Below are 11760 nucleotides of genomic sequence, written 5' to 3'. Positions count from 1 at the left end.
CCGGCCGGCTCGGCCGGCGCCGCCTATGCCCGGTACCGGAATCATGCGCCTTTCGATTCTCGATCCCATCGTGCTGCCGAAAGGCGGCACTTCCGGCGATGCTCTGCGGACAGCGATCGCCATGGCGCGGGCAACCGAGCAGCTCGGCTTCACCCGCTATTGGGTCGTCGAGCATCACGACGTCGCCTTCGAGGCCAACCCCGCACCGGAGGTCTTCGCCGCGGCGCTGGCCGGCGCGACCTCGCGGATCAGGATCGGGGTCGGCGGCGTGCTTCTGAACCATTACAGCCCCTACAAGGTCGCCGAGGCGATGCGCACCTTGAGCGCTCTGTTTCCCGGCCGCATCGATGTCGGGATCGGCCGCGCCACGGCAGGTCCGCTGGCCGACCACGCCCTGCAGCGACTGCGGGATGCTTCGCTTCCGGACGACCATGCAGCGCATGTCGAGGAACTGATCGGCTGGCTCGGCAATGATCTGCCCGCCGCTTCACCCTTTCGCGGCATCCGGATCATGCCGGACGAGCCTCCCGGACCATTGCCGTGGATCCTCGCTGTCAGCGAGGAAAGCGCCGAGAGGGCCGCGGCCCTGGGCCTCGGCCTCGCCTGCAGCGCCTTTCATAAGCCCGAACAGGCTCCGCATGCGGCGGCCGCCTATGCGAGGAATTTTACGCCCTCCCGTTACGCCGCCGGCATCGACACCCCGCAGGCCTTCATCGCCGTGCGCGTCATCGTCGGCGAGACACAGGAGGAGGCGGAGCGGCTTGCCATGCCGGTGCGCGCGGTGTTCAAGCTTCGGCGGTCTCCGGAACGGGTCATGGTGCCGCATCTGCCCGATCTCGACGAAGCGATCGCCATCATGGGCGGAATGATCCCCGCAGAGACCGCCGAATGGCCCGCCTATGTCATCGGCACGCCGGAGCGCGTGATGGCAACGCTGTCGCGCATGGCGGAGCGGACCGGAATCGACGAGTTCATGATCCAGGATTTTCTGGACGATCCGGGGCTCCGCTTGCGCAACTACGAACTTCTTGCCGCTGCTGTCGGGCAATCGCGTCGCGCCGCCGTCTGCCCATAGGTTCGTGGAGAACGCCTCGCGCCAACGCGCGCCTGACGGCTTGCCCGAAATAGCGACGTCGATGCTCTATCCGACGCTGTGCGCGTTGGATCAGAGCGCGAACAGGGCCCGCGCATTCGCCCACATGATGCTGTCGCGATCCAGGTCGCTGATCGCAGCGGAATCGATGAAAGCGCGTGCCTCGGTGTTCGACCAGAACGGATAATCGACGGCGAACAGCACGCGCTCGGCGCCGATTTCCGCCAGAGCGCAGGCGAGGGCGGGGTGGGAGAAATTGCCGCTCGTCGACAGATGGAAATGGCCGCGAAAATACTCGCGGAACCGCCGCTTCATCGTGACATGCCGGGCGATGATCGCGTCGCAACGCTCCATCATGAAGGGCAGGCCCTCGCCGAGATGGCCAAGCACGATCTGCAGTTTCGGGAATGCATCCAGCACACCGCTGAGCACCAGCCGCATCGCTATCGTCGCCGCCTCGACCGTGAAGCCGAGCGCGCCGCGGATCAGGACCGGATAATCCTTGTAATAGGCATCTATCACCGGAGCGGCGGGCGTCGCGGGATGGATATAGATCGGAACGCCCAATCCTTCCGCGCGCTCGAAAATGCCCCAATATTTGCGCGCGTCGATGAACTCGCCGCGGGTCAGCCCATGGATCATGGCGCCGCGGAAACCGTTTGCGGAAACGCGTCGTTCAAGCTCCCTGGCCGCCTCCTTCGGATCCGGCGTCGGCAACATGGCAAGGCCGCAGAAGCGGTCGGGGTGGCGCTCCACCGCTGCGGCCAGAAGATCGTTCGACAACCGCGCAAGCCGGACGGAGTCCACAGCCTCGAAATTCTGCGCTCCAGGCTCCACTTCGGATAAAATCTGCACGCCGATGCCGGCGGCGTCCATCGCGGCGATGCGGCCGGCTCCAAGATCGGTGAGCGCCGCGTCGAGTGCGGCGCTGCTCATCACGTCATGGCCGCGCCGCAGATCGCGCAGTCTCGGCGTCCGAAAATGCTCTTCAACGGCGACAATGTCGGACGACATGCTTCGATCCTCGATAGCCCGGGCGCCTCAGTTCAATTCGACGATCGCGCGAGGCGTCTTGTGCAGCCGCTCGGCGATGCCGTCGGACCGGGTCAGGAAATTGTCGCAGACGGTCACGAACAGCCGGTCGGTCGAGAGGCTCGGATGGATGCCGATATTCATGCCGGGCGCGATCGCCATCGTCTCCTCGGCATGCGCCAGCGGTCGTTCCACGGCGTCGCAACCCTGGCCATGGCAATGGACGCGGCGCTCCGGCGGAAAGCCGCGACGGACCATATAGTCGTTGTAGGCTGCGAGGATTTCGTCGCACCGTGCGCCGGCCGAGAGAAGCGACACGGTGAAATCCTGCGCCTCGGCCATGCGGGCGAAGCCGTCGGCCAACTCGGCCGGCGCCTTGCCGAGCGTGAAATGCCGCGCGATATGGACGAAATATCCGCCTGGCCCGCTATTCTCCGCCTGCAGCAGCAACGTATCGCCCTCGCGCAGCGTGCGGCCATGGAACGGGCGGATGAGCATTGGCGTCGGTGCGCCCGCAGCGGCCGAGGAGCCGAGAAAATAGCCGGTCTGACTGCCCATCGTCTGGCCGAGATAATAGGCGCAGGCCATCACTTCGAAATCGCGCATGCCGGGCTGGATGAACGCGCCGATGCGCGCGAAGATGTCGTCCTGCATCGCGGCCGCGCGACGAATGAAGTCGAGCTCGACGTCGCTTTTGACGGCGCGCGCATCGTCGACAAGGTCGCTGGCGTCGGACCAGCTGATATTGCCGGCGCGTCTCTGAAGCCCGGACGCGAAGCCGTGATACATGGCGTTCGCGCCGACAAGCCCGACCGCTTGAAAGCCAGAGTGCGCAATCTCGGCGGCGACTGCTTCCGCGTCCTGTTGGCCGGCATATCGAACCATGGGAAAATTCGCGGTGAACACGCGGCGGCCGACGCCGGGCAACGTCTCATCGCGATCATCGAGATCGACGACGCGCCCGGCGGCTCCATGGGAGACGAGAGTCATGAGGCCGTCGGCCGGTACGATCAGCGTCTGCGCCGGGTTCGGCAATGCGCCAAGGCCGGTGAACCAGCGAAAATAGCCACCGCCGGCGGCGAGGTTGTTGGCACCTTGGACGATCAGGGCGTCGAGCTGTCGCTCACGCATGCCCTCGCGAACGGCCCTCCACCGGCGCTCCATTTCGGCGCGCGGGGTTGGGTCGGAGAATCTGTCGATCATGCTCATTGGCGCGCGATTCCCGATAGTGGCCGCGGGTGGGTGAAGATGACGATCAAGGGGTCCGAGGCGTTAGCGTGTAGCGGCTTTCAGGGCGCGGCAGGCCCAGCCCGTCGCGCAAGGTTTCGCCGTCATAATCGCGGTGGAACAGGCCACGCCGCTGCAACTCCGGCAGAGCCAGCGTGGCGAATTCGTCGAGGCCGCCGGGCAAATACGAGGGTTGAACGATGAATCCGTCGCTGCCGCCTTGCCGGAACCACTCTTCCATCTTGTCGACGACATGCTCGACCGATCCCTTGATCGTCAGCTTTCCGCGCGCTCCCGCAAGTCTGAGATAGAGCTGGCGGATCGTCAGCTTTTCGCGCTGCGCCAGCTTGACGATATTCTGATAGAGGCCGCTCTTGCTGGCGTCCGTCGGCGGCAGATCAGGCAGCGGACCATCGAGCGAACAGGATGAAAGATCCGCGCCGCCGAGCATGGTCGACAGGATTTCGCGTCCGACGACCGGATGGATGAGCGACTGCATGTGCGCGTGCTTCTCGTTCGCTTCGGCCTCGGTTCGGCCGACGATCGGGTTGATGCCCGTGAGCACGTGCAGATGTTCGGGGCGGCGGCCGTAACGCGCCATGCGGCCTTTCACGTCGCGGTAATATTGCTGCGCGCTGGCGAGGTCCATTTCGGCCGTAAAGACGATCTCGGCCGTCGCGGCGGCGAACTCACGGCCATCTTCGGAGGATCCGGCCTGAACGATGACCGGATGGCCCTGAATCGGTCGCGGAACATTCAGCGGCCCGCGAACGCTGAAGTGCTTGCCCTTGTGGTCGAGCGCATGCAGCTTTGCCGGATCGAAATAAGCGCCGCTCTGCTTGTCGCGCAGGAAGGCGTCATCATCCCAGCTGTCCCAGAGCCCGCGGACGACATCGAGGAATTCATGCGCCCGGTCATAACGCTCGGCGTGGCCATAATGCTGGTCGCGCCCGAAATTTCGGGCCTCGGCATGCGCGGTTGAGGTAACGACGTTCCAGCCGGCGCGGCCGCCGCTGAGATGGTCGAGCGACGCGAATTTGCGCGCCAGATGATAGGGCTCGTTGTAGCTCGTCGAGGCTGTCGCCACGAGTCCGATCCGGTCGGTCACAACCGACAGCGCCGACAAGAGCGTCAGAGGCTCGAAATGCGCGGTATACTGCGCCGACCGGCTGAGCGCGTCCGGATGCGCCTCGCGCACGGCTACCTGATCCGCGAAGAACAGGAAGTCGAATTTCGACTGCTCGGCCGTTCTCGCCATGTCGAGATAGTGGCGAATGTTGACGCCCGCATCGGCTTGCGCGTCGGGATGGCGCCAGGACGCGACGTGATGGCCGGTGTGGTTGAAGAACAGGCCGAGCGTCATCGTGTCGCGAGATCGCATCACGCGGCTCCTTTCAACGGCATGTCGGAGATGGCCGGACCGCGGCATAGGCTCCGCGCAGATAAACCAGCGGCGCCTCGGCGATCTGCCCGCGGGCGTCGCGGACGAGCCCCACGAAAATCGAGTGAGTCGGCGTCTGGTATTCGCTTGAGAGCTCGCAATCGAACACCGCGATCGCATCGAGCAGAACGGGCGCTCCGGTTTGGAGCGTGGTCCATTGGTCGCTTGCAAAGCGCGCTTCGCCGGCGATCTGTTCGCGGCCGGCGAAGCGGTTGGCCAGCATCTGCTGATCTTCCGCCAGCACGTTCACGCTGAAGCAACGATCGGCGCGAATGCGGGAGTGAGCGCTGGCGTTTCGATTGACGCAGACAAGCAGGGCGGGCGGATCGTCGGATAGCGAACAGATCGACGTCGCGGTCAATCCGGTCCGTTGACCCTTTTCCTTGCCTACGGCGATGACCGCAACCGTGCCAGCGACATTGCGCATCGCGCATCTGAAAGCGGCGGCGTCCATCGTCACAAGTCTCCGCGGTATGAGACAATAGGTAGCATGCTTATTAATATGATGAGTATGCTACCTAACTGTCAAGCCGCTTCTCTGCGGATGGGATCGAGCCGGACATCGTTGTCGGCGGGAGCTGAAAGGCATACTGATGCGGTGTTCACCGATTTCGCAAAGCGCGGGCCATGCTTGATGAAATTGCGGATATTGCCGACCTGAGGGACAAGCCTGGCTTTCTCATCCGGCGCGCGCATCAGATTACTGTCGCCGACATCGAGGCCAAGCTGGCGGCCTACAAGGTGACGGCGCCGCAGCATCTGGTTCTGACGGTGCTTTACCTGCATCCGAAGATCGACCAGGCGACGCTGGCGGATCTCATCGCGCTCGATCGCGTCACAGTCGGGCGCATTCTCGTCGGGTTGGAGCGGCGCAATCTGGTGCGCCGCGATCGCTCGCGCGTCGATGCGCGAGCGCGCGTGCTGAGCCTGTCGACGCCCGGAAAGCGGCTTGTGCTGGTGCTTCAGGACGCTGTGCGGCGATCCCAGACGGATATCCTGGCGCCGCTGTCGGATGAAGAGCGGCGCCAATTCTTCCACATCATGCGCCGGCTTGTCGGCTTCGAGCCGCCTGCGTCCATTGCCGCGCTTGCCGCGGAAACGCCGGAGCAGCCGGCCGGCGGACGGATTCACGGGCCATAGATCGCCGGATCGTCGATCTCGTTCAGCAGCGGCCTGGCGGCGATGAAGCGGCCGGCGTTCTCGATCACCAGCTCGACCGCCCGCGCCAGCGACGGCGCATGTCCGCGCCCGCCCATATGCGGTGTCAGGATCAAATTCGGGCAGTCCCAGAGCGGGTCGTCTTCCGCCGGCGGCTCGGGATGGGTGACGTCGAGCCCGGCACCGCCAAGTTCGTTGTTGTGCAACGCGTAGCGCAGCGCCGCAGAGTCGACGAGCGCGCCGCGCCCGACATTCACCAGCAGCGCCGTCGGCTTGCAGATCGCCAATTGTCTCGCGCCGATCATGTGCCGCGTTTCGGAGGTGAGGGGCGCGGCGAGGACGATGATGTCGGCGCGGGCGAGTGCGCCGTCGAGTTCGTTGGTGCCATAGATCTCGTCGGCTAGCGGGTCGGGCGTCGCCTGGCGCTTGACGCCGATGATGCGCATGCCAAAGGCGCGCGCCCGGCGCGCGACCTCCCGTCCGATTGCCCCGAGCCCGACGACGGTGAGGACCGCGCCGTCGAGCGCCTGCATGCGGTCGGCGTAGTCCGGCGCCCAGGCGCAGGCGGCTTGGCGAGCGAACGACAGATCGAGCCGACGCGCGAGGCCAAGCATGAGCGCCATCGCATGCTCCGCAACCGCGCTGGCATAGGCATCGCCGACTGTCGTCAGCCGGGCGGAGGCGGGAATTCCGTGCACGCGCGCCGCGTCGTAGCCCGAGAGCAGAAGCTGAACCCAGCGAATATCCGCCCCCAGATCATGCAGCGCCCGCGCCGTCTGCGCGTCGCGCAGCTGGCTCATCGTGACGAGCGCGCGGGCACCCGGCAGCGCGGCGGCGAAGCCGGCCTGGTCATCGACCCGCGCGACTTCGGCGCCGAGCGCTTGCAGGCCTTGCGCAAGATCGGACGCGGCCTGCGACGTCCAAACGATGACTTTCATGGTTTCCCCAGCTGCAATGCGAGCTTTCGATATTGATGGCATGCCAATGATCGGCATACAATCAAAAAGCCTGGCCATGCCTGGGCCAACGAACCGGCCAGCAGCGTCTGGATCAATGAAACGGGAGGGATGAATGCTTACACGACGGGCGGTTTCTCGATGGCTTGGCGCCGGGCTCATGGCGGGTGCGACCACGACGGGGTTTGGCCAATCTTTCCCCAGCAAGCCGTTGCACATCATCGTGCCCTATGCGCCGGGCGGCAGCTCGGATCTGATAGCCCGCACCCTCGGTCAGAAGCTGCAAGAAAATCTCGGCCAGCCGGTGATCGTCGACAATCGTCCGGGAGCCAACGGCGCGATCGGCATCGAAGCGATGATCCGTATGCCGGCGGACGGCTACACCTTTGCCGTGATTTCTACCGGCGCGCTAACCGTCAATCCGCATTTCGAGCAACTGCGCTACGATCCGCTGAAGGATCTGACGCCGATCTCCATGGCGGCGATCAGTCCGCTGGTGCTGGCCGTGAATGCGAAGATGACGGTCAATTCGGTCAAGGATCTCATCGCATATGCGAAGGAGCGGCCGGGCTACGTCACCTACAGCATTCCGGGACCGGGAAGCCTGCCGCATCTTGCGGGCGAATTGCTCAAGCGCGAGGCCGGCCTCGATATGCTCGCGATCCCCTATAAGGGCGGCTCGCCCGCTTCGGTCGCGGTCGCGTCCGGCGAGGTGATGGTCGGCATCGTCGACACCGGCGCGGTGCTGCCGCTCGTTCGCTCCGGGATGGTGCGCGCGCTCGCAATGACAGACCCGAAACGCTCGCCCTCCATGCCTGATATTCCGACGGTGTCGGAAGCGGGCGTGCCGGGGTTCAGCGTCAATTCCTGGATCGGCGTCCTGGCGGCGGCGGCCACGCCACCGGATCTGGTCGCAAAACTCAACGGCGAGATCACGAAGGCGCTGCAGGCTCCCGATGTGCGCGGGCGGTTCGCCGCCGCCGGGCTCGATCCGGCGCCGACTAGCGCGGACGAGATGGGCAGGATCATGCGCGCCGATTTCGCGCAGTGGCAATCATTGATCAAGGCGGCCAACATCAAGGCGCAGTGAACTGCAATCGGCTGGCGAAAGCCGATGGCCGTCGCATCCGAGGTCAACGGGATCTCTGGTGCGGCGGTCTGTTCATCGCAATCGTCACTTCCGTTCCGATGTGGCTGGCGGAATGGAATTGTGCGTGGGGTCTGGCTACGGGGCGGCATAATGATCGAGGACGAGCCGGATTTGGGCCCGAGTGCGATCAGTTCCTGGAGCCGGCCGTCGCTCGCCAATCGGTACTCGCCGCCTGCGGGATCAGTGAGCCAAATGCCCGAGGGACATGTCTGAATGCTGCGCGCCGCGGCCATGCTCGGCTGCGCGCAGCATTCAGGGATGTCATTCAACGAATGTTTCCTCGCGCTTGCTTTTGATCGCGGGCAGCACCACCAGGATCATGAGCAAGATCGACATCGCCAGGAAGAACGCGCTCAGCGGGCTATAGAGGAACGTCATCGGGTCGCCGCGCGAGAGCAGCATCGCGCGCCGCAGATATTCCTCCATGATCGGTCCGAGAATGAAACCAAGGATGAGCGGCGCCGGTTCGAACGCCAGCTTGACGCAGGCGTAGCCCAGCAGACCGAAGAGCGCCAGCAACAGGCAGTCGAATGCGCTGTTCGACAGGCTGAACACCCCGATGCCGATGAACACCAGGATCGCCGGGAACAGCAGGCGGTAGGGAACGCTCAGAAGTCTGATCCACATGCCGATGAGCGGCAGGTTGAGGACGACCAGCATCAGGTTTCCGATCCACATCGAAGCGATGAGGCCCCAGAAGAGCTCCGGCTTCTGCGTCATCACCTGCGGGCCTGGCGCGATGCCCTGGATCATCATCGCACCGATCATCATCGCCATCACCGCATTGCCGGGAATGCCGAGTGTGAGCATTGGAATGAATGAGGTCTGCGCGCCGGCATTGTTGGCCGATTCCGGCGCCGCGACGCCCTCGATAGCACCCTTGCCGAATTGCTCGGGATGTTTCGAGATCTTCTTTTCGAGCGTGTAGGCGGCAAAGGACGCAAGCAGCGCGCCGCCGCCGGGCAGGATCCCGAGCGCGGAGCCGAGCGCCGTTCCGCGGAGAACCGGCTTCCAGGAGCGCCTCAGATCGTCCTTGGTCGGATAGAGATGGCTGACCTTGTTGACGAAGATCTCTCGCTCCTCCCTTTGCTCGAGATTCAGAATGATCTCGGCGACGCCGAAAATGTCCATGGCCACGATCACGAAGCCGATGCCATCCGACAATTCCGGTATGCCGAACGTGAAGCGCAGCGTGCCGGTCGTGACATCCGTGCCGACGAGGCCGAGCATGAGGCCGAGCAGAGTCATCGCCACGGCTTTGAGCAACGAGCCATTGGCGAGCACCACCGAAGTCACCAGGCCGAGCACGACCAGCGAGAAATATTCCGCAGGCCCAAAGGCCAGCGCCAGTTCCGCGAGGGGGCGCGCCGCGAAGGCAATGACGAGCGTGGCGACGCAGCCGGCGAAGAAGGAGCCGAGCGCGGCGATGGCGAGCGCAGGGCCGGCGCGGCCCCGGCGGGCCATTTGATAGCCGTCGAGACAGGTGACGACCGATGTCGCTTCGCCCGGCAGATTGACGAGGATCGCGGTGGTGGAGCCGCCATATTGCGCGCCGTAATAGATGCCGGCGAGCATGATGAGGGCGCCGGTCGGATCGAGATTGAAGGTGATCGGTAACAGCATCGCGATGGTGGCGAGCGGACCGACGCCGGGAAGGACGCCAATCAATGTGCCGAGCAAGGCGCCGATCAGCGCAAACAGCAAGTTGAGCGGCGATGCCGCGACAGAGAAACCCAACCAAAGATTGCCGACGATATCCATGGCGTCTTCAACCCGCTCAGAATGATGGCCAGACAGGGAAGGGCAGGCTCAGCACTTTCACGAAGATGAGCGCCGAGAAGATCGCCATCGCCGCGGCGAGGGATGCGACTTCCTTCCAACGGAATTCGTGGCCGGCCGCGGCGCCGATCAAAACAAGGACGACAATCGCGACGAGCAGCCCGCATGGGCCGACGAGGTAACCGAAGCCTGCGATGGCCGCGAGAATGAGGACCAGCGGCCGCCAGTGGAAGCGGCCAATCTGCGGCCCACCGGCAGCCAGCGCGTTGAGCGCGATGATCAGGCCGAGCGATGCCAGCAAAGCGCCGAGGATAACCGGAAAATAGGCCGGTCCCATCCGGACCGCGCTTCCTATCGGGTAGTGGATATAGGCCCAGACCGAGCCGAACAGGCCGACCGCAATCAGCAAAAGGCCGGACCAGAGGTCCGCAGACCGCTTCGCCATACTTGTTCCCCCCAACAGTTTTCTTTTCGGGCCGTTATCGGTCCGGTTTGTTTGGGCGGCAGCCGGATATAGGCAGCCTACCGATTGTTGGTATACTATCTTTATATGTGGCCTGGCAAGACGAAGGCTCCGTCACGGGCGGCGGCGGCGCGGCCGCTCATCCGCAGACGCGGCGCCTCGGACCAGACTCAACTTCTCGAGACTGGTTCAGCATGGGTGAGATTCGAGAGGAGAGTGCGGGAGCGCTGTTGCGTCAGGAGCGACGCGCGGACCCCACGTCAGAAGGAGGGAAGCCGATTGCCGTCATGCTCGGATCATGCCCGAGCCTGACGCAGGGGCTCACGCCTCCGAGCAACGGATCTGCTGGACGCGCTTGGGCATCTCGCCGACGGCCGGGATGAACTGGCCGGTGCCCGGGTCGAGGATCATCAGCACGCCGGTGGCGACGGCGAAATAGGCGCCGTGCAGGTGCAGCCTGCCCTTGCTCTCCAGGATCTGGACGCAAGGGAAGGTGCGGAGATTGGCGAGCGATTGCTGGATCGAGGCGAGCTCCAGCCGCTGGAGATAGTCGTCGAAGTTCTCGTTGCGGCCGCGCCCGCCAGTGCGTTCGGCGGCCGGGCCGATCAGGGTGATCCATTTCCCGATGAAGTCGCCCGGCGAGAGAGCCTGCTGGCTGTCGTCGGCGAAGGCGCGGATGCCGCCGCAGCGGCCATGGCCGAGCACGACGATATGCCGGACCTTGAGGGCCTGCACGGCATATTCAAGTGCCGCCGAGGTGCCGTGGAGCTGGTCGTCCGGCTGGAAAGGCGGCACGAGATTGGCGATATTGCGGGCGACGAACATCTCGCCCGGACGCGCATCGAAGATGACTTCCGGCGAAACGCGCGAGTCGCAGCAGCCGATCAGCATGATCTTCGGCGTCTGGCCGTGCTCGCCGAGCTCTTCGTATCGGTCCTTTTCGCGAAGGAAACGGTCGTCGAGAAAGGCGCGGTAGCCTTCCGTCAGGCGCTGCGGGAATGGCTCTGCAGGCTTGTCCATGGCCCTTCTGGAACAGGAAACCGTGGCTTTCGTCAAGTCGATGTTGCGGCGCGGGATTGGCGGCCCCGCTTAGGTGACCCTGTCGAGGCATGCGGCCAGCGCTGCGGCCAAGGCGGCGGCATCGCCTTGCAGAGCCACGGTTTTCACCCGTGCCGTGGCCCCGCTTGCGATGGAAAGCTGTGATCGGGGCAGCCGCAGCTCGCCAGCCAGCAGCCGGATCAGAGCGGCATTCGCTTCGCCATCCGTCGGGGCGGCGCGGACGCGGGCCTTCAGGACGAGGCGGCCGTCCGCGAGCGCCTCGACGCCATCAAGCGCATCGCGCCCGCCGCGCGGCGTCAGCCTGACGTCGAGGGCGAGGCCCTTCCCAGTTTCGCGCCAGGGCCGGGCGGTCGGCTCGCTCATCAGCCCTCTCTTCCGGAAGGGGCGGCCATGCGCCGCCGC

At 64.9% G+C, this 11760-nt stretch carries 12 protein-coding genes; 3 read left to right on the top strand and 9 right to left on the bottom strand.

The annotated features are described in order from the left end of the window. Positions 1 to 43 precede the first annotated feature (43 nt). A complete protein-coding gene (locus AC1DEZ_RS09065; protein ID WP_476779499.1) occupies positions 44 to 1075 on the top strand; it encodes an MsnO8 family LLM class oxidoreductase in 1032 nt (343 codons plus the stop codon). A gap of 90 nt (positions 1076 to 1165) precedes the next feature. On the opposite strand, the gene AC1DEZ_RS09060 is transcribed toward AC1DEZ_RS09065, so the two are convergent. The 4 genes from AC1DEZ_RS09060 to AC1DEZ_RS09045 form a co-directional block, all read right to left on the bottom strand. Beyond that, complete coding sequence (locus AC1DEZ_RS09060) at positions 1166 to 2107, bottom strand: amidohydrolase family protein (RefSeq protein WP_476779498.1); 942 nt, start codon at positions 2105 to 2107, stop codon at positions 1166 to 1168. 27 nt (positions 2108 to 2134) lie between these two features. Continuing rightward, on the bottom strand, positions 2135 to 3289 hold the full coding sequence (locus AC1DEZ_RS09055) for a M24 family metallopeptidase (protein ID WP_476779668.1): 1155 nt from the start codon (positions 3287 to 3289) through the stop codon (positions 2135 to 2137). Between the two features lie 91 nt (positions 3290 to 3380). After that, entirely contained in the window at positions 3381 to 4733 is a 1353-nt protein-coding gene (locus AC1DEZ_RS09050; RefSeq protein ID WP_476779497.1) for an LLM class flavin-dependent oxidoreductase, read from the bottom strand. A gap of 13 nt (positions 4734 to 4746) precedes the next feature. Then, positions 4747 to 5247, bottom strand: coding sequence for a flavin reductase family protein (locus AC1DEZ_RS09045; RefSeq protein WP_476779496.1), 501 nt, complete (start codon positions 5245 to 5247; stop codon positions 4747 to 4749). Positions 5248 to 5420: 173 nt separating this feature from the next. Here AC1DEZ_RS09045 and AC1DEZ_RS09040 point away from each other — a divergent pair, with 173 nt between their 5' ends. Then, complete coding sequence (locus tag AC1DEZ_RS09040) at positions 5421 to 5933, top strand: MarR family winged helix-turn-helix transcriptional regulator (RefSeq protein WP_476779495.1); 513 nt, start codon at positions 5421 to 5423, stop codon at positions 5931 to 5933. On the opposite strand, the gene AC1DEZ_RS09035 is transcribed toward AC1DEZ_RS09040, so the two are convergent. Beyond that, positions 5921 to 6889: a D-2-hydroxyacid dehydrogenase gene (locus AC1DEZ_RS09035; protein ID WP_476779494.1), complete on the bottom strand. Its 969-nt coding sequence runs from the start codon at positions 6887 to 6889 to the stop codon at positions 5921 to 5923. The two genes, AC1DEZ_RS09040 and AC1DEZ_RS09035, sit on opposite strands and share 13 nt — an antisense overlap. Positions 6890 to 7022: 133 nt before the next feature. Here AC1DEZ_RS09035 and AC1DEZ_RS09030 point away from each other — a divergent pair, with 133 nt between their 5' ends. Continuing rightward, complete coding sequence (locus tag AC1DEZ_RS09030; RefSeq protein ID WP_441511733.1) at positions 7023 to 7997, top strand: Bug family tripartite tricarboxylate transporter substrate binding protein; 975 nt, start codon at positions 7023 to 7025, stop codon at positions 7995 to 7997. Between the two features lie 321 nt (positions 7998 to 8318). Here the strand turns inward: AC1DEZ_RS09030 and AC1DEZ_RS09025 are convergent, their stop codons facing one another. From AC1DEZ_RS09025 to AC1DEZ_RS09010, 4 genes are all read right to left on the bottom strand, one after another. Then, on the bottom strand, positions 8319 to 9818 hold the full coding sequence (locus AC1DEZ_RS09025) for a tripartite tricarboxylate transporter permease (protein ID WP_476779493.1): 1500 nt from the start codon (positions 9816 to 9818) through the stop codon (positions 8319 to 8321). 16 nt (positions 9819 to 9834) lie between these two features. After that, positions 9835 to 10281, bottom strand: a complete 447-nt coding sequence (locus AC1DEZ_RS09020) for a tripartite tricarboxylate transporter TctB family protein (protein WP_476779492.1) — start codon at positions 10279 to 10281, stop codon at positions 9835 to 9837. 339 nt (positions 10282 to 10620) lie between these two features. Continuing rightward, on the bottom strand, positions 10621 to 11319 hold the full coding sequence (locus AC1DEZ_RS09015; RefSeq protein WP_441511736.1) for a carbonic anhydrase: 699 nt from the start codon (positions 11317 to 11319) through the stop codon (positions 10621 to 10623). Between the two features lie 69 nt (positions 11320 to 11388). Continuing rightward, positions 11389 to 11721, bottom strand: a complete 333-nt coding sequence (locus AC1DEZ_RS09010) for a DUF167 family protein (RefSeq protein WP_476779491.1) — start codon at positions 11719 to 11721, stop codon at positions 11389 to 11391. Positions 11722 to 11760 lie beyond the last annotated feature (39 nt).

The organism is Allobosea sp. 10L422, assembly GCF_056395345.1.
The sequence above is the reverse complement of the archived record's forward strand: the minus strand, read 5'-3'. Positions and strand labels throughout refer to the sequence as shown.